The organism is Neoluteolibacter marinus (assembly GCF_014904755.1).
Taxonomy (GTDB): domain Bacteria; phylum Verrucomicrobiota; class Verrucomicrobiia; order Verrucomicrobiales; family Akkermansiaceae; genus Haloferula; species Haloferula marina.
Map to the genome: position 1 here is coordinate 54068 of NZ_JACZFQ010000009.1, position 26075 is coordinate 80142.

The window sequence follows — 26075 nt, forward strand, 5'->3', positions numbered from 1 at the left end:
TTCCCGACCTTCCGAATCCACGATGGCCCGTCGCCCTGATCCAACGAGAATCTTCCGGAGCCTGAAGGCAATGTTGCCCTGCGGTCTCGCGACCCTGTTGCTCGCAGGCTGTGCGGTTGGTCCCGACTACGAGATGCCGGCGGAGGAACTCGAGGTCTCGTTCAAGAACGCGGGCTTCACCGCGCCGCCGCCGGAGGGGTCGTGGTGGACGCTTTTCAACGAGCCGGAACTGAACCGCCTGATCCGCGATGCCGACACCAAGGGGCAGGGGGTGCGCAGCGCGCTGGCCCGCTACGACGAGGCCCGCGCCGCCCTCGGGCTGGCCGCGGCCGATGCCTATCCCGCGGTGACCGGTGACGCCTACGCGCGCCGCCAGCAGGACAGCGGCAACACGAACTTTTCCGCCGGGGCCTACGAGGACTACCGTACGGCGCTGAACCTGTCGTGGGAGATCGACTTGTGGGGCCGGGTCCGGCGCAACTATGGCGCGGCGAGCGCGCGCATGGAGGCGGCCGGCTACGAGTATCAGGGCGTGATCCTGTCGGTACACGGCGAGATCGCCCGGGCTTATGTCTCGCTGCGCTTTGCCGATGCCGAGATCGCGCTGCTGACCCGCACCGGCGAGCTGCGGTCCGAGGCCCGGCGGCTGATGAAAACGCGCTTCGATCGCGGTGCCAGCAGCCGGATCGACTACGAGAGGTCGGTCACCGAGGACGAGTCGGTGCAAGCCGAGCTCGCCGATCTGCGGGCCCGCCGCGGCAAGTTCGAGAACGCCCTGGCGGTGCTCACCGGCCGCAGTGCCTCCGGATTCCGCGTCAGTGCCAACGGGGCCTTGCCGGCCATCCCCGCCGCGCCGCCGGCGGTGCCTTCCGACCTGCTCCGGCGCCGGCCCGACCTGGCGGCCGCCGAGCGCCAGCTGGCGGCGGCCAGCGAAACGATCGGCCTGGCGATCGCTTCCTACCTGCCGAAGCTCAGCCTCACCGGCAGCGGGGGATTCCGCTCGCTGAGCACTTCCGATCTCTTCGATTCGGGTTCCAAGCTGTGGACGCTGGGACCGGAACTGTCGTTGCCCTTGTTCCAGGGCGGGCGCGGTTTCTCCGACAAGAAGCGTGCCGAGGCGGCCTACCGCGAGGCGCTCGGGATCTACCGGGGCAAGCTTCTGGAAGCGATCCGCGAGACCGAGGATTCGCTGGTCGACAGCCGTCAGCTGGCGGCTGCGGCGGGATCGCGCAGCCGCGGGGCGAAAGCGGCGGCGACCACCGCCCGCCTGACCCGCAAGCGCTACACCGCCGGGGTGACCGACTACTTCGAGGTGGTCGATGCCGAACGGACCGCGCTGGCCGAGGAGCGTGCGGAGCTCGCCATCAACCTGTCCCGCGCGCTGGCGGCGACCCGCCTGATCCAGGCGCTGGGCGGTGGCTGGCAGCGGTGAGGTTCCTGGGGCGATTGTTCCGGGATCTGCGCAGGGCGCATGGACAGATTTTGCCGGCCGGGTGGGGATGACACCGGCACGCCCGCCGCTATGTTCCGGGCGGGAAGTGGACGTGCCCCGACGCGAGTCGTGGATCGTTCCTTCCGCGACCGGCAGCGGCGATTGCGGACATCTACTTAAGTCCCTCGGATTCAGTTCGCGATCGAAGGCTGTACGGGCTATAGGCCGGATTTCCCCCGTCACGGCGCTCCTTCGAATCCCGAACGATCCCCATGCATTTCAGTTTCCCATCACGTCCCGCCGTCCTGCTTTTCTCCCTGCTGGCAGTTGGCATCCTCCGGGCCAACGAGCTCGGGGACTTCGCCGGCACCGCCGGACCGATCGAGAGCGAGACCATCACTCCGACCGACCCCTGGTATCCTCTCGACGAGGAAGGTCCGGACGGTGCGAACTGCATCCTGAGCGGTTCCCCCTTCGTGGCCGGTGCGACCTCGACCGCGGAGCTGACCTTGAACGGACCGGGGATCTTGACTTTCCAGTGGTTCATTTCCTCGTTGGAAAACGACGGATGGTTGACCTGCGACGTCACCCAGATCGGTGCCACGGTGAATGTCGGCGGGATCTCCGGCACGGGTGAAGTTTGGATCCCGATGGAGGTGGTCATCCCTCACGGCGAGCACAGGGTCCGCTGGACTTACCAGAAAACCACGGCCGCTTACGATGGCGAGGATGCCGGCCGGGTCGCGGAGGTTCACTTCCAGCCGCTCGCCGCCGCGGCGCAGTCGTTCGACGCTTTCAAGTCCGCCTACGGCATCACCGGAGATGGGACCATGGCTCCCAACGGGCAACGGCTCGACACCTGCTGGATGATGGGAATCTCGCCGCTCGATCCGGTGCCGGCGGGTCTTCTCGTTCCGGTCATGGAGGGCGGTGAGACGCGGTTCCGGGTCCGCCACAATCTCGGCGTTCCGAATCTATTCGCCGTCCAGAACAGCGTTGATCTCATCCGCTGGAACGGACGGGGGTTCCGCTCGCAAGTGGTGCCCGGTAGCCTCGATTCGAACTCGGTCGAGGTGGACTACTTCCTGCCGGCAAAGGACAAGGGCTTTTTTCTCGCCTCCTATCCCGCGCAGGTCACCCCGCCGGCGGGCTACTCCTACATACCTGCAGCGATCTTCACCCAAGGTAGTCCGCTCAACGAGCTGGGGCACTCCGGACTCGAGGACAAGCGCCACGAGGTGATCCTGACCCGGGGCTTTTTCATCAAGCAGTTCGAGACCACCTATGCGGAATGGAACGCCGTCCGCGACTGGGCACGGGTGAACGGGTATCCGACGCTGGGCTACAAGACGATCACGATCGACGAGGTGCCGACCCAGGTGGAGATGGGGCAATGCGGCGGCCGCTACCTTCCGGTTGAAGAGGGTGGAAGTGCCAGCGACCAGGCACCGTCGGAACCGGGAGGAGACGGCCAGCCGGTCGGGTCCCAACCGGTCTCCGGGGTGAGTTGGTACCACACCATCCGCTGGCTCAATGCCAAGAGCGAGATGGATGGCTTGGAACCCTGCTATCGTGTCCGGCTCAACGAGGCCAACGGCTTTGCGGTGCAAGTATTCCGAGAACAAGAGTTGGAAGACCTCGACAACGATATTTCGGCGATCATCTGCGACTGGGAAGCCGACGGTTACCGCCTGCCGACCGAGGCCGAATGGGAATTCGCCTGCCGGGCTGGCACGGTGACGGCCCTCAACAACGGCAAGAACCTTTCCTTCGTCTACGACAAGAACTTCGACGACCCCAATGCAAATCCCCTCGATCCGAACGTGAATGAGGTCGCGTGGTACTGGCGCAACGGGGCCGCCACCCGGCCGGTCGGGCAAAAGCTCGCCAACGCCTTCGGCCTGCACGACATGCACGGCAACGTCGCCGAATGGTGCTGGGACCCTTTCAACGCCGACTTGATCACCCAGTTCACCGGCGACCTTTTGGTGGATCCTCGCGGACACCCGCGGGGCACTTATCGCGCGATTCGCGGCGGCTCGTGGTTGAATACCGGCAGGTGGTTGCGCTCGGGGACCCGGGAGCGCTATGTGCCATTCCTACAGGGGGGCTATGATTTCGGCTTCCGCATCGCCCGCACTGCCGCCGAGTAGGCCGCCATCCCACCACTTCCCGATGAAAGGCTCCCGTCACCTCCTGTTGCCCCTCGTTTTCGCCGCCGGCAGCAACGCGCTGCAAGGGGCCAACATTTCCAAGGCGAACAACGTGCTGGACCTCGGTCTGGCCAGTTCGTGGATCGGTGCCCCGGCCGCCGCGCCGGGTGCTTCGGACATTGCGGTCTGGGACTTCTATTTCACCAGCACCGGGGTCCCTGCCATTTCGACCGATCTCGCCTGGGCGGGGATCAAGTTGGACGGCTTTGCTTCCAAGCCTTGCCAGATTTCCGCGCCGAACGCGGTGATCACCGAGCTGGCCCTCGGTGCCAATGGCATCGAGAGCGCGAAGACGACAGCGGCCAACAACTCGATCGGCTTGTCCACCGACCTCCGCTGCACGGCGAACCAGAGCTGGAAATCGGTGGCAGGAAAAGGCGGTTCGATCGTGATCAACGGCGCGCCGCGATATGATGAAGTTGCGCGCCTGATTCCCAACTACATCGACTTGGGCGGATTCACGGTCACGGTCGAGAACACCGCCGTCCGGCTCAGCGGGAATAATCCGTCGGACATGTCGATCAGCAACGGGTCCTTCGTCTTGAACAACTCGACCCTCAGCATTTCCCCTGGCACCCGTTGGCTGGGAACCGATCCGCATGATCCGGTGATGACGGTTCCGTCGAGCTTGGCGATCCAGATCGGGGCGGGATCCGTGGTGATCCCATACAATTCCTCGCGCTCCGAGCAGAATCTGCGGTGGGAGGCGGCGGTGACCCTCGGCGGAGGCACCCTGCACGCCTCGGGGTGGGGGATCCAGACGATCGGAGCCAGTGGCACCGCCGATTCCAACACCAGCACGCTCGGTGGATCGATCGCGGTGACTGCTGCGAGCACCCTCCTGCTCTCCTCGGAGATCGGTACCCCCAACGGTCCGGCCGGAGCCCCGGTGGAAACCTTGCACCGCATCACCGCCCCGATCACAGGCAGTTCGAACCTCGCGATCAAGAACGAGGCGAGTGCCGCCTCGTTGAACTACATCGTGCTCGCCGGCGACAACTCGGGCTTCACCGGGGCAATGGGGATCGTCGGTGATCTCGGCAGCCGGACCGTTCGTCTCGCCTCCGACACCGCCGGCAGCGCCAGCGCGACGTGGAGCATCGGTGGTAGCAACACGCTGCAGATCGAGAATTCGGACGTGAACCTCGGCAGCGTCACCGGCACCGGGACGGTGCAAGCGATGGGGGGCGGCGAGTCGACCCTGCGCGTCGGGGGCGGCAGCTTCACCGGCGCCATCACCCAGGCCGACGGAACATTGCTCCACTTCCACAAGGTCGGCGCCGCCCAGCACACCTACCGGGGCGCGACGGCATGGAACGGCGAGACCTTCGTCGATGAAGGGACGCTGACCTTGACCAAGGCGAGCCTCGACGCCGCGACCACCGTGCGGATCGCCGCAGGGGCGAACCTCAAGTTGTCCCACACCAAGGTGAACGCGGTCCAGGCGCTGGTCATCGACGGTGCGGCCAAGCCACCCGGGATCTGGGGCGCGGAGGGATCCGGCGCGGAGCACACCAGCGCGGCCATCACCGGCACCGGCTTCCTGCTGGTCACCGGCAGCGACCCTTATTTGAACTGGATCGGACAATTCGCGGATCTCTCGGGCCCCGCGGACTATGCGACCGGCGCGAACCCCGACCACGGTGCGCTCGACAACCTCGGCGAGTTTGCCTTTGCCGGTGATCCCGGGGATCCGTCGAACGAAGGCGGGCCCTTCGCGACCCCGGTCGATGAGACTTTCCGCTACATTCTGCCGGTGCGTTCCGGTGCGGTCTTCTCGCAGATCGGCAATGAGATGGTTTCCGCTCCGGTCGATGGTATTGTCTACCGCATCCAGGCATCGACCGGGCTCTCGGATTTTGACGTTACGGTCACGGAGACGTCCGGTTTCGAACCTGCACCCGATGCCGCGCCCTTGCCGGAAGGCTGGGAATACCGCTCGTTCGAAACCGCGTTGCCCGTTGCAGGCGCGCCCCGCCAATTCATGCGAGCCGTCGCCGAAGCGGCGCCTTGACCGGTGCGGCGGGCCGCGATCAGCGCCCGAGATAAACCCGGGTCCGGTAGCGGATGGTCACCTGGCCGCCGATGGCGTGACGGGAGAACAGGTCGTGGAGCGCCGCGAGCATCGGCTGGTGGTCGGGGTCGCCGGGGGCGGGGGTGTAGGACGACGACAGCAGGCGGCCCTCGAGTCCGGCGAGGTCGAAGTGCTGCGCGTTGTCGAAGGCGTGGCAGTCGAAGGAGCCGCGGAAGAAGCCGGTGAGGACCTGTTCGCCGGTGTTCTCATGCCGGATGCTGGCGTAGTCGGTGCCGAAGCGCTCGAGGAGGGCTTCGTAGTCGCGGTGGAAATCGTCGGCATCCAGCAGACGCTCGTTCCAGATAATGGCGATCTTGCCGTCGCGACGGAGGATGCGGCTGAACTCCGCGCGGGTGTCGTCGTTCGCGAACCAATGGAAGGCCTGGGCGGCGACAATCAGCCTGGCGCAGGCGTCGTCGAGGGTGGTCGCCGCGGCGCTGCCGTCGATGCTCCGGAAGCGATCGTACTTGGCGAGCAAGCGCTCGGCGGCTTCGCGCATCGGCGGGTTCGGCTCGACGCCGGCGACGGCAAAGCCGGCTTCGAGAAACATGGCCGACGAAATGCCGGTGCCGGACCCGACGTCGACGACCAGCGAGTCGTCGTCGAGCGGGACCTCCCGCTTCAGGATATCCACCACCCCGGCGGGATAGCCGGGGCGGTAGCGGACGTAGTTTTGAACCCGGTCGGAGAAGCGGCTTTTTGAGTCGGGGTCGGTCACGCGAACAGTCTATCAGCCGCCTGTCCGTCTGGCGATGCCCGCCATCTCCCCGCTCAACGGTCAGCGCGCGGCGGCCTTCAGTTCCAGCAGGCGGCCGCGCATTTCCGCGAGGCGGCCGGATTGTCCGGGGTCGCCGGCGAGGTCGTTTTCCTCGCGCGGGTCGGCGGCAAGGTCGAACAGCTGCTCGCGGCCGAAGTCGGGCCAGTTGAAATACTTCCAGTCCTTGCGGATGAGGGCTTCGGACGACGGGATGAAGCTGGTGTCGCGGATGGTCGGATGTTCGTAGTAGAACTCGCTGCGCCAGTCCGGCGGGATGGCGGCGAGGTAGAGCGGCGCGAGGTCGCGGCCCTGCATGGTCGCTGGCGCGGGGATCCCGGCGGCGGCGAGGAGGGTGGGGGCGAGATCGACGTTGAGGGTGAAGTGGCCGTCGGTGGCGCCGTGGGATTTTTCCGGCAGGCGCGGGTCGCGGACGATCAGCGGGACGCGGATGCTTTCCTGGTGGGGATACCACTTGTCGGCGAGGCCGTGTTCGGCGTGGTAGTAGCCGTTGTCGGTGGTGAAGACGACTAGGGTGTCGTCGAGCACGCCCTGCTCCTTCAACTCGGCGAGGATCACCCCGCAGGTCGCGTCGACCTCGCTGGCGAGGCGGTAGTAGTTCTTCATCATCGACTGGTATTTCTCCGGCGTGTCGAAGCGCCAGTGCCAGCGCTTCCGGCCCTCGTTCTTCTCGTTGGCAAGGAAGGGCGGCAGGCGGCGGAACGAGGCGTTGGTGGCGTTGGGCGGCACCGGCACCGTGATGTCCCGGTAGAGCGACAGGCTTTCCGGCTGCGGGAGAAACTGCAGCGGGTTGGCATCCTCGGCGTGGGTGGCGAAGAAGGCGACGGTCAGGCAGAACGGCCGGTCCGCGGGGCGCTGGCGGAGGAAGTCGAGGGCGTCGGCCTGGTTCTTGCGGGTGACGTGGATCTTGCCGCCGTCCTTTTGCGGGATCCAGTGGGTCCCGGAGTAGGCGCGGCCGAAGTCGAAGTTGCCGGCGGGGAACTTGCCGTTGTGCCACTTGCCGACATGACCGGTGAAGTAGCCGTTGGCGCGCAGCAGGCCGGGATAGGTTTCGGCCCACGGGGTCTTGAACGGGGCGAAGCCGCGGTTGCCGTGGCGCGACATCCACTGGCCGGTGAACAGCGAGGCGCGGCTGACCCCGCAGATGGCGGTGGTGACGCAGTTGTGCGTGAAGCGGATGCCCTCGCTCGCCAGGCGGTCGAGCACCGGGGTCTGCACCACCGGGTTGCCGGCGCAGCCGAGGGTGTCGTGGCGCCAGTCGTCGGCGTAGAGCATCAGGATGTTCAACGGCCTTTCGCGGCCCGTCGCGGTGGCAATGACGAGGAGGAGGGTCAGGAAGGACTTCATGGGTGGTCGGGCGAGGTCTTGCGAATCTACCGTTGATCGGACAACGTTCCTTCATGAGCAAGAAGCCCGTTTCCGACTGGACCGCCCACAAGGGGCTGGCCCGCAGCATCCTGCAGGACCGCGGGATGCGCCGGCAGGCGATGGGGCGGAGCGTGGCGCTGCTGCTCGCGGTGTTCGCGATCGGGCTGTGGGGGATCGACGACTGGCTCGATGACAGCCTGTGGCGCTTCATCATCTGGTGGGGCGGCGTCGCCTTCCTGGCGGTCTTCGTGGTGATGTTCGCGCTGTATGACGCCCTCGCGGTGATCCGCGAGGAGCGCGACCGCGAGTGAATTCGCCTTGCGGGTGGGGGAGGGCAGCGATTGGATGGCCGGCATGACGCCGGAGCTCGAGGATCTGTTCACTTTTCTGCGCTTTCCCAGCATTTCCACGGACTCGAAGCACGCCGGCGACGTCCGCGCCTGCGCCGAGTGGCTGGTGGAGAAACTCACGGGCATGGGGCTGGAAACGACGCTCCATCCGACCGAGCGCCATCCGGTGGTGGTGGCCCGCAACGAGCACAAGCCCGGCCGCAAGACGGTGCTGATTTACGGACACTACGACGTCCAGCCGGTCGATCCGCTTCACCTGTGGACGACGCCACCCTTCGAGCCGGAGATCCGCGATGGCAAGATCTGGGCGCGCGGCGCCACCGACAACAAGGGCCAGATGCTGTCGCACATCCTCGGAGTCGAGAAGACCCTGAAGGAGAAGGGCGAGCTGCCGGTCAACCTGACCTTCCTGTTCGAGGGCGAGGAGGAGATCGGCAGCCCGAACCTCGCGCCCTTCCTTGAAGCGAACCGGGAGCTTTTGAAATGCGATGTCATCGCGATCTCCGACACCGGCATGGTCGCGCCCGGCGTGCCGACGCTCGGCTACGGCCTGCGCGGCATCGCCTGCTGCGAGGTCACCCTGCGCGGCCCGGCCCGCGATTTGCACTCGGGGCTGTTCGGCGGGGCGGTGGCCAATCCGGCGACCGCGATCGCGCACCTGATCGCCAGCCTCCATGACGAGGAAGGCAAGGTGCTGGTCGAGGGCTTCTACGACGACGTGCGGCCGCTCGAGGACTGGGAGCGCGAGATGTGGGCGAAGGTGCCGGGAGTATCCGACGAGGATTTCGTCAAGGTCACCGGCTCGCTCAACCTGTTCGGGGAAGCGGGCTACAGCTCGGCCGAAAGGACCTGGGCGCGGCCGACTGCGGAAGTGAACGGGATCGGTGGCGGCTACCAGGGCGAGGGCTCGAAAACCGTGCTTCCGGCCGAGGCCTTCGCGAAATTCTCGTTCCGCCTGGTGCCCGACCAGGATCCGGCGGATATCATGAAGAAGGTGCAGGCCCACTTCGACAAGCACTGCCCGCCCGGAGTGTCGCTGCTCTATGAGGGCGGGCACGACGGCAAGCCCTACCACGCGGACCCGAATGGTCCGTACGGACTGGCCGCCCGGCGTGCGCTCAAGGCGGCGTTCGATGCCGAACCGGTGATGATCCGCGAGGGTGGCAGCATTCCGATCGTCCAGGCGTTCCGCGACATCCTCGGGGCCGACACCCTGCTGTTGGGGCTGGCCCTGGCCGATGCCCAGATCCACTCGCCGGACGAGAACTTCCCGGTCGAAAACTTCGAATCCGGGATTAGGCTGAACCAGGCCCTGCTGGAGGAACTTGCCAAATAATCGAGCCCGCGTTCCCCTCCGCGGCCGCCGTCCTGCCGCGGTTCGATCTTTTCCACGTCCATGTCCGACACTCCCAAGACCGACTTCATCCGCGAGATCATCGCCGCGGACCTCGCTTCCGGCAAACACGCCACGACCATCACGCGCTTCCCGCCGGAGCCGAACGGCTACCTGCACATCGGCCATGCCAAGGCGATTTGCCTCAACTTCGGGATCGCCCGGGAGAACGCGGCCAGCGGCGCGCGCTGCCATCTGCGCTTCGACGACACCAATCCGGCCAAGGAAGAGACCGAGTACGTCGAAAGCATCAAGTCGGACGTCAAGTGGCTCGGCTTCGACTGGGGCGAGAACCTGTTCTTTGCCAGCGACTACTTCGAGTTCTTCTACGAGTGCGCGGTCGCGCTGATCAACAAGGGCCTGGCCTACGTGGATCGCCAGACCGCCGAGCAGATCAAGGAAACCCGCGGCAACCTGACCGTTCCCGGCAAGGAGTCGCCCTACCGCGATACGCCGCCAGAGGAGAACCTCGACCTCTTCACGCGCATGCGCGCCGGCGAGTTCAAGGAAGGCGAGGCGGTGCTGCGCGCCAAGATCGACATGGCGTCGCCCAACATGAACCTGCGCGACCCGGTGATCTACCGGATCATGCACGCCCACCACCACAACACCGGCGACGCGTGGTGCATCTATCCGATGTACGACTACGCCCATCCGCTGGAGGACGCGGTGGAAAAGATCACCCACTCGCTGTGCACGCTGGAATTCGAGATCCACCGGCCGCTTTACGACTGGGTCATTGAGCACTGCCCGGTGCCCGCCAAGCCGCGCCAGATCGAGTTCGCCCGGCTAAACCTGACCTACACGGTGATGAGCAAGCGCAAGCTGCTGCAACTGGTGAAGGAAGGCCTGGTCGAGGGTTGGGACGACCCGCGCATGCCCACGCTGTCGGGGCTCCGCCGCCGCGGTTACCCGGCCGCCGCGATCCGCCACTTCTGCCAGCGTATCGGGATCACGAAATACAATGGCACCACCGACGTGGCGCTGCTCGAGTTCGACGTCAGGGATCATCTCAATACGGTCGTACCGCGCCGTATGGCGGTGCTCGACCCGCTCAAGCTGGTGATCGAGAACTGGCCGGCCGGGGAGAGCGAGGAGGTCGAGATCGACAACCACCCGAAGGATCCCGCGATGGGAACCCGAACCTTGAAGCTGTCCCGCGAGGTGTGGATCGAGCGCGATGATTTCCAGGAGGAGCCGGAGAAGAAATACTTCCGCCTCGGGCCCGGCCGCTACGTCCGGCTGCGCGGCGGCTACATCGTCCACTGCACCGGCTTCAACAAGGACGCCGAAGGCCGGATCACCGAGGTTCACTGCGAGTACCTGCCGGGCACCAAGGGCGCCGATGCCCCGGAAGGCGTCAAGTGCAAGGCGGCGATCCACTGGGTCAGCGTCGAGCACGGCGTGGACGCCGAGGTCCGGCTGTACGACCGGCTGTTCACGGAGGCGGATCCGGACGATGCCGAAGGCGGCTTCGTGACGGTGATCAACCCGGACTCCCTGACCAAGGTCCGCGCCTACGTGGAACCGGAACTGGCCGGGGTGGAACCGGAGTTTTCCTGCCAATTCGAGCGGCTCGGCTACTTCGTGGCGGACCAGAAGGACCACCGGCCCGGGGTTCACCTGGTCTTCAACCGGACCGTCGCGCTCCGGGATTCCTGGAAGTAGGCGCGTCCACGGAGCAATCCGGCGCGGTCTTTCATCGGACTGGCCAGATCGTTCGGATCGGTTTATAAGAACCCGACATGCCAACCGACTTCCTCGATCCATCGGGCCTGCTTGAGAATGGCGGCCCGATCCTCTGGCTTCAGGCGGCGCTCGCTTTCTTCGGCGCCGTGTTCGTGGTCGAGCGGCTGTTCTTCTTCCATCGCGCCCGCATCAATGTCGGCGACCTGCTGGTCGGGCTGTCCAATCACGTCCGCCGCAAGGCCTATGCCGAGGCCATGCACGAGGCCGCGCGGGCACCGGGGCCGGTGGCGCGCGTCGCCCACTCGGTGCTGTTGCGCCACTCGATGGAGCGCCCCGACCTGCGCGACATCGCCCAGGAGGCCGGCCAGCTCGAGGTCCCGCGGATCGAGAAGAACCTGCGCGGGATCCTCGCCGTGGCCGTGCTGGCTCCCCTCACCGGGATGCTGGGCACGGTGCTGGGGCTGGCGGAGACCTTCCAGAGCATGAGCGAACGCGGTGGCTACGCCGGTCCCGCCGAGCTGACCTCGGGGGTCCTGACCGCGCTGGTCACCACGGCGGTCGGCCTGACCATCGCGATCCCGGCCTACCTGTTTTACCTGTATTTCCTCGGCCGGACCAAGCGGCTGTTCCACCGGATCGAGCGCACCGGGATCGAGATGGTGAACATGATCTGCGACGCCCGCGCCGACACCGGAATCGTGTCGATGCGCGACGAACTGGAGGCCCAGCGGCGCGAGGAGCGGAAAAAATGAAGCTGGAATCCACGTTGCCGGAACGGCCGGGATTCCTGTTCGTGGTGCCCGCGTTCAATCTGTTCGCGCTGCTGCTGGTGTTCTTCCTGCTCGGCCCGTCCTTCGTCAGCCAGTCGGGCGTGGCGGTGGAACTTCCGGTGTCGCGCTTCCAACTGGAGCGCCAGGCCTTCGAGACCGTGGTGACGGTGCGGGACGACGGGCCGCGCGGCGTCAGCGAGTTTGATCCCCCGACCTACTGGCTGGAGCACGAGCAGGTCACGCTCGGCGAGCTCGCCGAAAGGCTCGACGCCCGGCGCAGCAGCGATACCTCCCCGGCGACGACGGTGTTGTTGCGGGTGGACAAGGGGGTGCCGGTCGAGATCCAGCGGGAAGTGGCCGAGATCGCCCTGCAGAAGGGCCTGCGGGTTTACCTGCTGGGCCGGCCCGAGGGGAGTCGGGATGAGCCTGAAGCCACCGACTGACCATGTTCGGCCTCCGCTCCAAGCGCACCCATCGCGACCGCCAGCACGGGCTGGTGTTCCAGTGGCGGCTGTCGGTCGGCAGCAATCTCGGTTTTCTCTCCGCGATCGCGGTGGTCGCCTTGATCACCGCGGGACTGGCGGCAACGGTGCGGGTCCGGGTGGGCAATGTCACCCGCCAGCCGGAGCGGCGCGGTTCCCTGGTGCTATTGCCCGACGGGGCGGAGTGGCAGGCTCTGGAAATGATGGCGGTCGAAGCCGGTCCCTTGCCGCGCCGGGCGGATCCCGCGACCGAAGCGTCGGTGAAGGCGATCATCGACCTGGCGATGGCCGACGCGGTGCCCTCGGCCTACGCCTATCAACCGAGCTTGAGGCCGGTCGAGGTGGAGATGCCGGCGCCCGTCGCATCCGTCGCCGTGAGCGATTCCCCGGGCATGCTGCCGGCATTGCCCGCGTTGCGGCCGCCGTCGCAGAATCCGCCCTTGCCGGATCCGTCGATCCCCTTGGTGCTGGCGGAGGGTGAGATCCGGGCCCTGGCGCCCGCCGCCTTGCCCCCGGCCGGCCTGGCGCGCGGCAACCGCTATTTGCTCGCCTACGATGCCGCCGGAAGGGTGTCGCGGGTCGTCACGCTGTTTGCAGCCAACCCCGCGGAAGACGCCGGTGTCGAGGCGTGGCTGCGGGCGGTGAAAATCGAGAAGGGCGACCCCGCCGGCGGTTGGACCGCAGTGGAAATTTCCAAGGCATCATGATCGAGCTCACCCTCACCGAACTGGCGGCGTGGAGCATCGGGGCCTCGATGATCCTCGTGGTGTTCTTCTCGTGGATCTCCCGCTGGTCGAACGCCAATGCGGAGCGGCGCTCGCTGCGCCGCAAGGTGACCTGCCGCCTGTGCCTGTTCGTGGTGGAAGACGAAACGCGCGATCGTATTTTCCAGTGTCCCCATTGCGGCGCGCAGAACGTCCGCGGCCGCAACCGGAGCCTTGGATGAGGCTTGCCTCTCATCCCGGCAGCCTCTAAGCAGCCAGAAATCCCCGTCACCTCCTGACAATCATGAGCGAAAGAAGAGTCGTCATCACCGGCATCGGTTGCGTCAGCCCGCTCGGGCTGGACCTGGAATCCACTTGGGAAGGCATGAAGTCCGGCCGCAGCGGGATCGGCCGCATCAGCCTGCTCGATCCCGAGCCCTACGAGTGCAAGATCGCCGGTGAGGTGAAGGACTTTTCCGCCGACCAGTACTTCAAGCTGCCCAAGGACGCCCGCCGGGCCGACCGCTACGTCCAGTTCGCCGTGGCGGCCTCGAAGATGGCGATCGAAGACAGCGGGGTGGATGTTTCGAAGATCGATTCGCGCCGCTTCGGCGTGATGGTCGGCAGCGGCATCGGCGGTCTCGGCACCCTCGAGCGTGAGCACGAGGTCTGCCTCACCAAGGGTCCGAAGCGGGTGTCACCGTTCACGATCCCGATGATGATCTCCAACATCGCCAGCGGCATCATCTCGATGGAATACGGCCTCCACGGCCCGAACATGGTGATCGTCACCGCTTGCGCGACGTCGAACCACAACATCGGCGAAGCCTGGCGGATGATCAAATTCGGCGACGCCGACGCCTTCCTCGCCGGCGGTGCCGAGTCGACCATCCTGCCGATGGGCCTGGCCGGGTTTGCCAACATGAAGGCGCTCAGCACCCGCAACGACGAGCCGGAGAAGGCCTCGCGTCCCTTCGACAAGAACCGCGACGGCTTCGTGATGGGCGAAGGTGCCGGCGTGGTGATGATCGAGGAACTCGAGCACGCCAAGGCGCGTGGCGCGAAGATCTACGCGGAGCTGGTCGGGTATGGCGTGAGCGCCGATGCCTATCACCTCAGCGCCCCGTCGCCCGATGGATCGGGCCCGGCCTACGCGATCGGCATGGCCCTCAAGCACGCCAAGCTGAACGCGGAGGATGTCCAGTATCTCAACGCCCACGCCACTTCGACCGGGCTCGGTGACATTGCCGAGACCAAGGCGATCAAGCTGGCCTTCGGCGACCACGCCAAGAGCGGCTTGATGGTCAGTTCGACGAAGTCGATGACCGGCCACATGCTCGGGGCTGCCGGCGGCATCGAGCTAATCGCCTCGGTGATGTCGATTGTCGACGGCGTCGTTCCGCCGACCATCAACGTCGACGACCAGGATCCGGAGTGCGACCTCGATGTCGTTCCGAACACCGCGCGCGAAGCCAAGGTGGACGTCGCCCTCAGCAACAGCTTCGGCTTCGGGGGCCACAACGCCTCGCTGCTGGTGAAGCGGTTCGGGTGATCTGTCCAACGTCGGCTGCGCCGCAGGTCATTGGGCGTGGCCACTTGTGGTCCGATGCGATCCGAAACATGAAAGCCGCAGGCCTTCGGACTGCGGCGATGATTCGCCGCTTTCGAGTGGATGGGCGGGCTTGCTGCCGACTGCGGGGAGGAAGAGAGCCAGGAGGGTCGCCGACAGCCGGGTGAGCAGTCTGCCTCACCTATTATTCGAGAGAGCTGCGAATCATCGCAGCAGTCCAAGGGCGGCTGCGCCGCGGGCCATCGGGGGGGCGCCTCCCCTGAAAACCAAAACGGACGCCCTTGCGGGGCGTCCGTCCTGAAATCGACTTCGGAAAGAGGAAAATCTTAATCGCGGTTGGCAGCGGCGGCAGCGGCAGCCTCTTCCGCCTTGGCGGACTGGGCCGGGCTGGTGTAGCGCCAGCGCACCTTGTGGCGCTTCGGGGCGGTGCGAGCCTTGCGGATCTTGCGGGCCGTGGTGGATTCGAACGCGCGGCGGCGGCGCATTTCCTCGAGGATGCCCTCGGTATCCAGTTTGGTCTTGAGACGCTTGAGGGCGCGGTCAACCGGTTCGCCCTTTTTCAATGTCACTCCACGCATGCTACGGTCGCTCATTCGGTCAGAATCTTGTTTTCCTAAAGTCGGGGCGCGGAAGCTGAGGCGGGACCGGCCACTTGTCAATCCGGGAGTTGGCGAATTTCTCGGGCCGTCGGGAGGCTTGCACCTCGATCAGACTCAGTCAGTTTCGCCCCCGATGAAGCCAGAAATCGGACAAACGGCCCCCGACTTCACCGCGCCGGTGACCGGGGAGGGATATGGCGAGGAGGCGATGCTGTCGCTCGGCGACCTGCGCGGCGAGCGGGTCGTGCTGGTTTTCTACCCGAAAGACGACACCCCGGGCTGCACCAAGCAGGCCTGTGCCCTGCGGGATGGATGGGACTCGTTGAAAACCAGAGCGAAGATCTTCGGGGTGAGCATCGATCCGGTGAAACGGCACCGCAAGTTCATCACCAAGTACAACCTGAGCTACCCGCTGATCGCCGACGAGGACAAGGTCATCGTCGAGGCCTACGGGGTGTGGGTGGAGAAGTCGTTGTACGGGAAGAAATACATGGGCACGGAGCGCAGCACCTTCGTGATCGGGGCGGACGGGCGGATCGAGGCGGTCCTGGAAAAGGTCTCGCCGGATGCCCATTTGGAGCTGCTTCACCAGGCGCTGGACGGCCGGGATTGATTCAATCCTATTGAGCTTTCAGCGGCGGTGCCGCTAGTCTCCGCCCACCGACCGATGCCGAAGAAGACTCCGAAACCCCCCGCCCACCCCGGTGCCGCCGTGCTTTCGATCGGCGGCATGTCGCTGGTGCTGGGGATCGTGCTCGAGGTGCTGGGGTTCTCGCGGAAGTTCGACCAGATGGTCATGGATTGGATTTCATCCAGCAAGCTGGGCGGGACCTTCGAGAAGCTTCCCGGCTACGTGCCGTGGCTGTGGACGGTGCCCGTGGTCATCGGGCTGGCGGCCGGCATGCTCGGGTCGCGGCTCAACTGGCGGCGCGCGGTGCTGTGGGCCACCACCCTGGTGCTAACCCTCGGCTGGGTGCCGGTCCTTGCCCTCGCCGGATTCCGGCCGACGATCACCACGCCGCTGTTCGCGCTGGTCTGGTGCGGCTTGTGGTCGATGATCTACGCGACCCGCCACCAGGAACCCGGCGAACGGGAGGAATAGCAGCATGGCACGCATCGAATATCCCGAGTCCGTCGGCGTCTTGGTTGAGGAACTCCGCCACCTGCCTGGCGTCGGTCCGCGCAGCGCCGAGCGGATGGCGATCTGGCTGCTGCAGAACGCCAAGGCCGACCCGCTCGCCCTGGCAGCCGCGCTCGAGCGGGCGAAGGCCGAGGTGGTCGCCTGCCCGACCTGCGGGTTTTTCGCCACCGCGGAGCGTTGTGCGATTTGCTCCGATGCCTCGCGGGAGCCGGTGCTGTGCGTGGTCGAACAGGCCACCGATGTCCTGCCGCTGGAACGTTCCGGCGTTTTCAAAGGCCGATACCACTGCCTCGGCGGCAAGCTGTCGCCGCTCGACAACGTGACGCCCGAAGACCTCCGCATCGGTTCGCTGCTGCGGCGGATCGAGGCGGAGAACGTTCCCGAGGTGATCCTCGCACCCGGCTCGGATGTCGAGGGCGAGGCGACGGCCAACTACCTTGCCGGCCTGTTGCGCGGGAAGTGTACCATCACCCGCATCGCCCAAGGCCTGCCGGCCGGCGGTGGACTCGAGCACGCCGATGCCCTGACCCTCGCCCGCGCCTTGGAAGGTCGCCGGGGAATTCTGTGAGAGGACAGCGGGGACTCTCGTGGAGCGGGGAATTTGGGCGAGATTGACGACTCTCATCTCGCGGGTAGTCTGGTTTGATAACTCCATGAGCCGGAGAACCTACCGCCTTTCTGCGATCATCCTGCTGCTCGTTGCTCTTTCATTACTGATAAGGCAGCAATGTTTTGTTCCGAGTATGGGGAACTACGAAGACGCATGGAGCAGGAATTCGAAGAGCGCTAGGGGCGATGCGACGGACGCTTCCATGTTGCCCACCTCCAGCCGGTCGCATGAATCCAGAGGTCGACTGAAACGTATTCATGAGCAGACAGCATCCTTCAATGACTACCTGACGCACTACCAATCGCTAACCAGTGCTTTGGCGAGAAGTGATTTGTTAAATGAAATGATCCCGCCCTACGGGCGAGCCTTCGGACCGCAGATTCTCGAGCTCATTGAATCCTCCGAACCCACGGCCGAGAGCCGGATTGCGCTGCTGAGACTCGGATGCCTCAATGCCTCCGAGGATCTCTCGATTCATGCGTATGCGTTGGAACAGTTTCCCTCCGGTAAGGACCGCAGCTCGCTGATTCGTGCCGCGCTCACCTACTATCCCACGGAGGAAATCGGCCACTTTCTTGTCTCAATGGAGCACTCCCCCGTGGAGAGAGATATCAGGGAAACGGCTCGCCTGATTTCCGAAGAGCGGCTGCTGGGGAGACCTCAGATTAGTGATGCTCAGTTGCAGCAAATGGTGGATTCGGTGGAATCTCAGGAGATCCGCTCGGCTCTCGTAGTTGAAGCTGCAGAGCGTTCGAGGCGGAAGCGTCTCCTCCCTGCGGCTGATCAAGAATGAGAGGCCCGGCCGGATGAGAATCTCAAATCGGTGATCGCAAATTCCAGTATGGCACTTTGAAATCCGCCGCCAATGTCTCGTCCTTCCCGCAAACCCAAGGATTTCCAGGCCAAGAAAACCTGGAAACGCTCCGGTCCACCCGCTGCCAAGCGCGCGCCTCGCGGCGAGCAGGGCTGGGACCAGGTGGCCGGTTGGTACGACAAGCTCGTCGGCGACAAGGGATCGGACTACCACCGCAATGTCATCCTGCCCGCCGCAATGCGACTGCTTGCCCCGGCTCCGGGGGAGAAGGTCCTCGACCTGTGCTGCGGGCAGGGCGTGCTGATCCCGCTGCTGCTGGAGTCCAAGGTCGCGGCGGTGACGGGCGTGGATGCCAGCCCGAAACTGATCGAGTCCGCCGGCGCGCGGTTCCGCGGCGACAAGCGGGTCAGCCTGGTCGTCGCCGATGCCTGTGCGCCGGGACCGTGGGCCGACGGCTCGCACGATGCCGCCGCCTGCATCATGGCGGTCCACGACGTCCCCGACTTGCCGGCGATGGCCCGTCAGACGGCCGCCGCCTTGAAGCCGGGCGGGCGCTTCGTCGCGATCTTCATGCACCCCTGTTTCCGCATCCCGCAGCAAGCGCACTGGGGCTGGGACGAGGGCCGCAAGCTGCAGTTCCGCCGCGTCGACCGCTACGGCGTCCCGCAGGAAATCCCCATCGTCACCCACCCGGGCCAGGGCGGGGGAGACACCACCACCTTCTACCACCGGCCGGTCGGCGAGGTGCTGAGCGCGTTCGGCCAGGCCGGGCTGGCGATCACCGTGTGCGAGGAATTGTTCAGCCACCGCCGCTCCCAACCGGGACCGCGGGCGAAGGGCGAGAACCGCGCGGTGAAGGAATTCCCCGTATTCCTCGCGATCTCCTGCGTGAAACTGTCGTGACCGGTTAGAATCGCCGGGTCATCCCGAGCGCGAGCGATTGGACGGTGAGTTCGGTGCGGCTGTTGGAATACTCGCCGGCGCGATAGCCGCTGGCGGCGGCATTGGCCGCGGGGCCGAACTGGAGTTCGTAGCCCAGGTCGAAGCGCCAGTCGCCGGTCCGCCAACCGAGGCCCAGTGCCACGGCGTGCTCCGGCAGCGGGACGTTGAGCGGGGTGATCAGCGCGTCGGGAGCGGGGGATTCGCCATAGCGCCAGCCGGCACGGACGGTCCAGCTACTGGAAATCTCATACTCCGCGCCGAGGGCCAGCACCCAGCGGTCCTTCCAGCCGACCGGAACCCGGTCGGCGACGGCGGATCCGATCGCGCCGTTGATGGCCGGATTGGTCCCGCCGGACAGCGCGACGTCGAGCTGGTCGAAAGCCTTGCTCCACTGGATCCAATCCGCCCACAGGCCGATCTTCAGGCGCCCGCTCGCCTGCCAGGAGGCCCCGAAGCCGGCGATGAAGGGCAGCGCGTTGTGGGTGGTCGCGTCGTAGCGGGCGTAGGGCGGTGTGCCGGCGAGCCCGAGCGGCGGGAGTTGCGCCGAGTAGTCGGCGAAGGCATCGCCGTCGTTGTCGAGTTCGACCCGCGGGCGGGCGCGCATCCCGAAGCTCCAGCACGGGTCGGGTCGCCACAGCAGGCCGGCTTCCGGCATCATCGCCCAGCCGTCGGTGGTCATGTCGAGGTCGACCTTGGCCCCGGCCAGCGCGGGATTGCTCTGGAAGATGAACGGCGCGTCGAAGTCCACCTCGCTGTAGATCGCGCCGATGCTGGCTCCCAGCGAGAGGGTTTCGCTCAGGGAAATCGCCGCGCCGAGATTGGTGCGCAGGGCGAGGAAGCCGCTTTCGTGGGGCACCGTTCCATAAGTTACCCCGCCGATCCCGCCGGGGACGTCCGGGTAGTTCCATTGACCTTCCAAGGCGGACAGCGCGGCGAAGGAGAGCCCGAAGGTCCAGCGGCTGTGACCATCGCGCCAAGCGACCGCCATTTCCGGCACGGCACCGGTCCGGCTCATTTCATAAGAGCGGCCGCCGTGGTTATAGTCCGCCTCGCCGTGGATCGCGCGGAGGCCGAGAGTCCATTCGTTTCCGGTCAGGGCTGCCAGAGCGGCGGGATTGGTCTGCATCGCGCTCATCGCGTCAGCCGCGGTGCCTGAAAAGGCCCCGGCAGCGCCGCTGTCGGCCGCTCCGAAACCATATCTCAGAACGCCGTTGCCGGCTGCCGGGAGCAGCAAGCCGATGGCCACCGCGGGGTTGAGAGAGGAAAGTCGCATCCGGGATTTCATCGGCACCTTCCCCGAGCCGCGCGGGGTCTGTCGAGTACCCTTCATCAGGGGTGTTGCGGAAAGTTCCGTAAAAGATGCATCCGGAATCGGACCGCGGGCGTTGCCTGCTTTGAGAGGGCTTCCCCCTGCAGATCCGGGGAGCGGCCCGGACCATTGAACGAACCGCATCATGAAAATCACAAACCAACTTCCACGACGGCATCCGGGCCGCCGCGCCGCCCTGATCGCCGCCTGTGCCGCCTTTGCACCTGTCACCTGCCTGACCGCGGCGAGCCACAGCGACGCCCCGCTCATCAAGCAGGACCCGCAGGCGAACTTGACCGACGTTTATGCCTTCTTGGGCACCCGATATGACGACCCTTCGGTGAACGTACTCAACGTCGTGGTCTCGGTGCGACCCTTCTCCGATCCCGGCGACGGCGTGATTTACGAACGCTTCGCCGACGACGCGCTTTACAGCATCCATATCACCGACCCGAACACCGGCGTGCCGATCCAGCAGTTCGACTTCGAGTTCTCCTCGGTGACCGACGTGAAGAATCCGGACACCATCCTCTCCTACGGCCGCGGCACCGGGGTGGGGCCGATCATGAACATCGGCGACGACAATCAGAATTTCACCCAGACCTATCGTTTCACGGCCAGGAAAGTGGCGGGCAAGGGGCGGTATTCGAAACTCCGCGATGTCTTCGAAGCGGACGACTTGCCGGTTTCCCCGCCCAATGTCGGTGTCAGGACGACGCCCGCCTACAACGATCCGGAAACCGGGCTCGCCGTTTCGGGAGCCGTGGACCTCGCGGGACTCGACACGCTGACCATGCAAGCGATCAGTCCGGTGCACAGTGGCATCGTGACCTGGGCCGGCCCGCGTGAGGACGGTTTCTATGCCGACACCCCCGGGATCTTTGATTTCCTCGATCCGCGGATCATCGACAACAACGGCAACGGTGCCGATGGCCTTGGCCAGGACGGCGGCGGAGTCGATGGGTTCAAGGGATTCAACGTGCTCACCTACGGCGTCCAGATCCCGCTCGATCAGCTCGATCCGGTGGCCTTCCAGAATCCCTTTCTCGGCCAGCGTCAGGGAGTCGGCGTCTATGCCTCGGTCAGCCGCAAGTCCAAGACCACCCGGTCCAGCCACCGGGTGCCATCGAGCCGTGGCAGTTGGGTGCAAGTGAACCGGATGGGCAATCCTCTCTTCAACGAGGTGCTGGTCTCGCTGCGGGACAAGGACAGGTACAACATGACCTTGCCGGAAAACGACGAGGACTACCGCACCTATGCCGAGAATCCGGAGGTGGCGTTCTTGATCAATGCGGTGCTGTTCGCCGACCCTGAAGGCGACGGACCGCTTGCCATCAGCGGCCGCACCGATCTCGCGGCGGTGTATCTGCCGGACGTGCTGCGCGTCGACACCACGACGGGACCGGTGCTTCTGCCCGGCCAGGAAGGCTACAGCCGCCTGAGCTTCATCGGCGGTGATACCGGAGGCTGGCCGAACGGCCGCCGTCCCGGTGACGACGTCGTCGACATCGCGTTGACCGCGGTCGCCAGCGGCCCGGCCTACGCTTCGATCACGGTGGTCGGCGACAACGTCGCGACCAACGACCAGCTCTACAACCGGGTCTTCCCGTATCTTGGCACCCCTCACGCGGGCCCCACGGTGAGCCAGCGCACCGGTCCCTGAATCCTTCCGGGGCTGACGGTGGCGACAAACCCAAAACTCCCCCGGAGTCCGTCAGCCCCGGGATTTCTCCCCTCCAACCATTTTCCATCATGCATCCCTTTTTCCGCCTCGTCTTTACCGGAACCTATTTCTGGGTCGGCGTGGGCTATGCCCACCTCTCGCAAGAGCCTTCCAATGGCGATGCGGTCCCTGAATCCGGTGATTCGCATGAGGCTCCTGATGCCGGTGTCGCGAACGGAGCAGGTGCCTGGATCCGTCTCGGCAATCTCCGCATGCAGCAAGCGCGCGACCGCGTGGAGCATGATTTCACCGCGGCCGGCGCGGCCTACGAAAAGGCACTGGCGATCGATCCGAAGCAGCCCGAAGCCTTGATCGGGATGGCGTGGGTCAAGAATTCCGAACACGATTTCAGCGCGGGCAAGGAGTGGGCGGAGAAGGCGCTCGCCGCCGATCCCGGGCTGCAGGATGCCTATTGCCTGATGAGCGACGGTGCGGTCGAACTGGGGGACTACGATGCCGCCCTGGGATACTCGCAGAAGGCGCTCGACCTGCGGGCGGACCTGGCCAGCTACAGCCGGGCCGCGCACCTGCAGTGGTTGCTCGGCCAGTCCGGCCGGGCGCGCCTGACGATGCAGCGGGCGATCGATGCCGGCGGGCCCTTCGCGGAAAATGTCGCGTGGTGCCGGGCCGAGCTGGCCGTGATGCATTTCCACGACGGAGCGATCCTGCCCGCCGCCCAGCAAATTGACCTGGCCCTGATTGCTGCTCCGCGGAACCCGCGGGTGTTGGCGGCCCACGGTCGCATTCTCGCGGCGCAGAAGAAGTGGCCGGAGGCGATCGATGCCTATCGCAAGTCAATCGAAGTCACCCCGACGCACGACGCCCTCGCGGCGCTCGCCGATCTCTACCTTGTCACGGGCGATCTCGAGGCCGCAGGGAAGCAGATCGAGCGGGTCATCGATTTCCACAAGCCCTCGAGCCACCATCACGGCGGCGAGGTTCACAGCCATGGTCCGGGCAATGCCCAACTCGCGTTGTTTCTCGCCGATCACGATCGCGACCTCGACCTGGCCCTCGTCGAAGCGAAGGCCGCCTGCGAATCCTTCCCGAACATCGGCGCATTCGACACCCTTGCATGGTGCCAGTACAAGAAGGGCAATCATGAGGAAGCCCTCGTGGCAATCCGCCGGGCCTTGAAATGGTACACCGCGGATTCGCTCTATTATTTCCACGCGGGAATGATCGAGGCGGCGCTGGGAAAAACCGCCGAGGCGCGCCGTGATCTGGGCCGTGCGCTGCAGCTGAATTCCCGGTTCCATCCCCGCCACGCTCCCGAAGCGGCGGCCAAGCTGACGGAGCTGTCGGTGCGCACGACCACCCCGGTGGTTCATGAAGTGCCGGTCGAGCCCGCGGCTTCGCGATAAATCCCGTGTTCAATTCCACTCCGCGCCCCCATGATGCCCGCCGAAGCACGGATGAGTCAGGAGAACCTCACCCCCGACCAATTGCTGATCCGTGCCAGCGGGGGCTGCGCCGACTCGTTTTCACAGCTTTACGACCTCTGCTCCGGGGCCTTGTTCGGGATCGCGCTGGGGATCAGCCGCAATCACGCGGAGGCGCAGGAGATTCTTCAGGATGCTTTCGTCTCGATCTGGAAAAACGCCGGCCGCTACGATCCTTCGCTTGGCTCCGCCACCGCCTGGATGATCCACCTCACCCGCAATCTTTCGATCGACCGGCTGCGCAAGCGCCAGCGGGGCGACGAACTGCACCGCAAGTTCTCCGAGGAGCGCGCGGTGACGGACGACGATGCCGAAGCACCCGAAAGCCCCTTGATCGCCGCGGAAGTGGCGCAGCGGGTGCGCAAGGCGATGACGGGCTTGCCGCGGGATCAACAGGTTGCCCTCAATCTCGCCTTTTTCGAAGGCCGGACGCAAACCGAGATCGCGACGCAACTGAGCGAACCTCTGGGAACCATCAAGTCCCGGATCCGTCGGGCGATGGACCGCGTGAAGCACTTGATGGGCGAAAATCCAATCACCGACTGAATGATGACTGCCACACCCGACAACTCCTCCCCCCGGGACCTTGCCGCCGAGTTCGCCGCCCTGACCGGGCTCGACGCGCTCGACGGCGCGGACCAGGCCGCGATGGAACACTGCGGGGAGTGCCCGCTCGGCCGGGCCGTCCGTGCCATGCTCGGTTACGATGAAACCGTCGCCACCATGACTGCAGCCAGCCATCCGCCCGTGCCCGCGCCGGAGTCCGCCAAGGCCGCCATCCTCGCCCGCATCTCCGGGGAGAAGGCGGCCGAGCCCCCGGGCGGCGGTTACTTCTTCATCGGCGACCAGGACGGCGAGTGGACGCCGCTGCCCGGCGGCAAGGTGCGCCTCAAGGTGCTTTCCGATCTCCCCGGTGCGCCTCACACGATGGTGCTGTTGGAGGCGGATCCGGGCGGAGTCTTCTTTCCCCATGCGCACAAGGGGATGGAAGAAGTCTTCCTGATCAGCGGCGACCTTGAAACCGAAGGCCGAACCCTGCGCGCCGGCGATTACCTGCGCGCGGCGCCCGGCACCCGCCACCACAAGGCGGTCTCGCACCAGGGTTGCCGGGCGATCCTGGTGACAGCCCGCGACAATCATCCGCGTCGCGCGATCGGCGCGTACGGCCGCTTGGTCCGCTCGTTGCGGTCTTTGCGCAGAAAGCCGTCCTGATTTGCCGATTCCGGGAAAATCTCCAACGAATCGGCGTGACGGGGGAAATCGCGTTGCCGTCCGCCGGGGCATCCGCTGGAGTGCGCCCATGCGTTATGAACCGATCGATCCGCAGCTCTTCGTCCGCAACCGCGACAAGCTGCGCGCCCTGCTGAAACCGAACAGCATCGTCATCGTCCATGCCAACGACATCTACCCGACCAACGCGGACGGGACGATGGCCTTCAAGCAGAACGCCGACCTGTTCTACCTCACCGGCGTCGACCAGGAAGACACGGTTCTCGTCCTGATGCCCGACGCCAAGGATCCCAAGCAGCGCGAGGTTCTTTTCCTCAAGGAAACCAGCGAGCACATCGCGATCTGGGAAGGTGAAAAGCTGACCAAGGAGCAGGCGCGCAAGGCGACGGGGATCGAGCACATCGAGTGGTCGCACGGCTTCGACGGCTGGTTGCACCAGCTCGTCCCGCAGGCCGACCACATCTACCTCGCGACCAACGAGCACCTGCGGGCGGCGGTGACGGTGGAAACCGCCAACGACCGCTTCATCAGGAAATGCCAGGCCCGTTACCCGCTGCACCGCTACGAGCGGCTCGCCCCGCTGATGCACCGGCTGCGCATCACCAAGGATCCGGTGGAGGTCGATATCATCCAGAAGGCCTGCAAGATCACCGAGGCGGGCTTCCGCCGGCTGCTCGGCTTCGTCAAGCCGGGGGTCGGCGAGTGGGAGGTCGAGGCGGAGCTGCTGCATGAGTTCGTCCGCAGCGGCTCGCGCGGTTTCGCCTACGGGCCGATCATCGGCAGCGGGAAGAACGCCTGCGTGCTCCACTACCTCGAGAACCACGACGTCTGCCAGGACGGCGACATGCTGCTGCTCGACGTCGCCGCGGAGTATGCCGGCTACGCGTCCGACCTGACCCGCACGATCCCGGTCAACGGCCGCTTCACGACCCGCCAGCGCGACGTCTACAACTCGGTGCTGCGCGTTTTCCGCGGCGCCAACGAGATCCTGCGGCCGGGGAACACCCCGATGGAGTACCAGAGGCAGGTCATCGAGCTGATGGAAGCCGAACTGGTGAACCTCGGCCTGATCGGCGCCAAGGAGGCGAAGGAACAGGGGCCGGACAAGGCGCTGGTGAAGAAGTACTTCATGCATGGTACTTCCCACCACATGGGCCTCGACGTGCACGATGTCGCCCCGCCGCATGAGCCCTTCGCCGAGGGCATGGTGTTCACCATCGAGCCCGGCATCTACATCCGCGAGGAAGGCCTCGGCGTGCGGATCGAGAACGACGTGGTGATCGGCAAGGATTCGAACTTCGACCTGATGAAGGACATCCCGATCGAGGCCGACGAGATCGAGGAGCTGATGAACAAGTAGCGCAACGTTGCACGTTGCGTGCGGGGGCGGCAGTTAGCCGGGAGAAGGCATCGAACCGCCCCGTTTCGGCCGGCCGTTCGCGTGC

At 65.7% G+C, this 26075-nt stretch carries 25 protein-coding genes; 21 read left to right on the forward strand and 4 right to left on the reverse strand.

The features are described from left to right. Positions 1 to 70 precede the first annotated feature (70 nt). From IG178_RS02365 to IG178_RS02375, 3 genes are all read left to right on the forward strand, one after another. Positions 71 to 1432 carry an efflux transporter outer membrane subunit gene (locus IG178_RS02365; protein WP_193210892.1) on the forward strand — a complete coding sequence of 454 codons (1362 nt, stop codon included), beginning with the start codon at positions 71 to 73 and terminating at the stop codon, positions 1430 to 1432. 272 nt (positions 1433 to 1704) lie between these two features. Further along, the gene (locus IG178_RS02370) at positions 1705 to 3585 is read left to right on the forward strand and encodes a formylglycine-generating enzyme family protein (RefSeq protein ID WP_193210893.1); all 1881 of its coding nucleotides are present in this window, start codon (positions 1705 to 1707) and stop codon (positions 3583 to 3585) included. 22 nt (positions 3586 to 3607) lie between these two features. Next, a complete protein-coding gene (locus IG178_RS02375; RefSeq protein WP_193210894.1) occupies positions 3608 to 5659 on the forward strand; it encodes an AsmA family protein in 2052 nt (683 codons plus the stop codon). 19 nt (positions 5660 to 5678) lie between these two features. Here IG178_RS02375 and IG178_RS02380 read toward each other — a convergent pair whose 3' ends face one another. After that, a complete protein-coding gene (locus tag IG178_RS02380) occupies positions 5679 to 6437 on the reverse strand; it encodes a methyltransferase domain-containing protein (protein WP_193210895.1) in 759 nt (252 codons plus the stop codon). A 60-nt stretch (positions 6438 to 6497) separates the two neighbouring features. After that, positions 6498 to 7841: a sulfatase family protein gene (locus IG178_RS02385; protein WP_193210896.1), complete on the reverse strand. Its 1344-nt coding sequence runs from the start codon at positions 7839 to 7841 to the stop codon at positions 6498 to 6500. 53 nt (positions 7842 to 7894) lie between these two features. On the opposite strand from IG178_RS02385, the gene IG178_RS02390 reads away from it, so the two are divergent. From IG178_RS02390 to fabF, 8 genes are all read left to right on the forward strand, one after another. Then, positions 7895 to 8173, forward strand: a complete 279-nt coding sequence (locus IG178_RS02390; RefSeq protein ID WP_193210897.1) for a hypothetical protein — start codon at positions 7895 to 7897, stop codon at positions 8171 to 8173. Between the two features lie 43 nt (positions 8174 to 8216). Then, the gene (locus tag IG178_RS02395) at positions 8217 to 9548 is read left to right on the forward strand and encodes a dipeptidase (protein WP_193210898.1); all 1332 of its coding nucleotides are present in this window, start codon (positions 8217 to 8219) and stop codon (positions 9546 to 9548) included. Positions 9549 to 9608: 60 nt separating this feature from the next. Continuing rightward, positions 9609 to 11273, forward strand: coding sequence for a glutamine--tRNA ligase/YqeY domain fusion protein (locus IG178_RS02400; RefSeq protein WP_193210899.1), 1665 nt, complete (start codon positions 9609 to 9611; stop codon positions 11271 to 11273). Positions 11274 to 11350: 77 nt separating this feature from the next. Next, entirely contained in the window at positions 11351 to 12046 is a 696-nt protein-coding gene (locus tag IG178_RS02405; protein WP_193210900.1) for a MotA/TolQ/ExbB proton channel family protein, read from the forward strand. Then, a complete protein-coding gene (locus IG178_RS02410) occupies positions 12043 to 12507 on the forward strand; it encodes an ExbD/TolR family protein (protein ID WP_193210901.1) in 465 nt (154 codons plus the stop codon). The genes IG178_RS02405 and IG178_RS02410 overlap by 4 nt, the downstream gene beginning before the upstream one ends. Before the next feature lie 2 nt (positions 12508 to 12509). Further along, entirely contained in the window at positions 12510 to 13253 is a 744-nt protein-coding gene (locus IG178_RS02415; protein ID WP_193210902.1) for a hypothetical protein, read from the forward strand. Next, the gene (locus tag IG178_RS02420) at positions 13250 to 13492 is read left to right on the forward strand and encodes a hypothetical protein (protein WP_193210903.1); all 243 of its coding nucleotides are present in this window, start codon (positions 13250 to 13252) and stop codon (positions 13490 to 13492) included. Before IG178_RS02415 ends, IG178_RS02420 begins: the two co-directional genes overlap by 4 nt. A 62-nt stretch (positions 13493 to 13554) precedes the next feature. Continuing rightward, on the forward strand, positions 13555 to 14802 hold the full coding sequence (gene fabF / locus IG178_RS02425) for a beta-ketoacyl-ACP synthase II (protein WP_193210904.1): 1248 nt from the start codon (positions 13555 to 13557) through the stop codon (positions 14800 to 14802). 344 nt (positions 14803 to 15146) lie between these two features. Here the strand turns inward: fabF and rpsU are convergent, their stop codons facing one another. Next, the gene (gene rpsU, locus IG178_RS02430; RefSeq protein ID WP_226894646.1) at positions 15147 to 15413 is read right to left on the reverse strand and encodes a 30S ribosomal protein S21; all 267 of its coding nucleotides are present in this window, start codon (positions 15411 to 15413) and stop codon (positions 15147 to 15149) included. A 139-nt stretch (positions 15414 to 15552) separates the two neighbouring features. On the opposite strand from rpsU, the gene IG178_RS02435 reads away from it, so the two are divergent. From IG178_RS02435 to IG178_RS02455, 5 genes are all read left to right on the forward strand, one after another. Then, a complete protein-coding gene (locus tag IG178_RS02435; RefSeq protein WP_193210905.1) occupies positions 15553 to 16032 on the forward strand; it encodes a peroxiredoxin in 480 nt (159 codons plus the stop codon). 54 nt (positions 16033 to 16086) lie between these two features. After that, entirely contained in the window at positions 16087 to 16521 is a 435-nt protein-coding gene (locus IG178_RS02440; protein ID WP_193210906.1) for a hypothetical protein, read from the forward strand. Between the two features lie 4 nt (positions 16522 to 16525). Beyond that, positions 16526 to 17128, forward strand: a complete 603-nt coding sequence (gene recR / locus IG178_RS02445) for a recombination mediator RecR (protein WP_193210907.1) — start codon at positions 16526 to 16528, stop codon at positions 17126 to 17128. Positions 17129 to 17213: 85 nt separating this feature from the next. Next, positions 17214 to 17963: a hypothetical protein gene (locus tag IG178_RS02450; protein WP_193210908.1), complete on the forward strand. Its 750-nt coding sequence runs from the start codon at positions 17214 to 17216 to the stop codon at positions 17961 to 17963. 72 nt (positions 17964 to 18035) lie between these two features. Further along, positions 18036 to 18887, forward strand: coding sequence for a class I SAM-dependent methyltransferase (locus IG178_RS02455; RefSeq protein ID WP_193210909.1), 852 nt, complete (start codon positions 18036 to 18038; stop codon positions 18885 to 18887). Positions 18888 to 18891: 4 nt separating this feature from the next. On the opposite strand, the gene IG178_RS02460 is transcribed toward IG178_RS02455, so the two are convergent. After that, positions 18892 to 20199, reverse strand: coding sequence for an OmpP1/FadL family transporter (locus IG178_RS02460; RefSeq protein ID WP_193210910.1), 1308 nt, complete (start codon positions 20197 to 20199; stop codon positions 18892 to 18894). A gap of 181 nt (positions 20200 to 20380) precedes the next feature. Between IG178_RS02460 and IG178_RS02465 the strand changes: the two genes are divergently transcribed. The 5 genes from IG178_RS02465 to IG178_RS02485 all read left to right on the forward strand — a co-directional run bounded on the left by IG178_RS02465 (position 20381) and on the right by IG178_RS02485 (position 25990). Further along, positions 20381 to 21898: a DUF4331 domain-containing protein gene (locus IG178_RS02465; RefSeq protein WP_193210911.1), complete on the forward strand. Its 1518-nt coding sequence runs from the start codon at positions 20381 to 20383 to the stop codon at positions 21896 to 21898. An 89-nt stretch (positions 21899 to 21987) separates the two neighbouring features. Next, entirely contained in the window at positions 21988 to 23322 is a 1335-nt protein-coding gene (locus IG178_RS02470) for a tetratricopeptide repeat protein (protein ID WP_193210912.1), read from the forward strand. Between the two features lie 33 nt (positions 23323 to 23355). Then, the gene (locus IG178_RS02475) at positions 23356 to 23946 is read left to right on the forward strand and encodes an RNA polymerase sigma factor (protein ID WP_226894647.1); all 591 of its coding nucleotides are present in this window, start codon (positions 23356 to 23358) and stop codon (positions 23944 to 23946) included. Positions 23947 to 23949: 3 nt separating this feature from the next. Then, complete coding sequence (locus tag IG178_RS02480) at positions 23950 to 24612, forward strand: cupin domain-containing protein (RefSeq protein ID WP_193210914.1); 663 nt, start codon at positions 23950 to 23952, stop codon at positions 24610 to 24612. A gap of 88 nt (positions 24613 to 24700) precedes the next feature. After that, a complete protein-coding gene (locus IG178_RS02485) occupies positions 24701 to 25990 on the forward strand; it encodes an aminopeptidase P N-terminal domain-containing protein (RefSeq protein WP_193210915.1) in 1290 nt (429 codons plus the stop codon). The last annotated feature ends 85 nt before the right edge of the window (positions 25991 to 26075 follow it).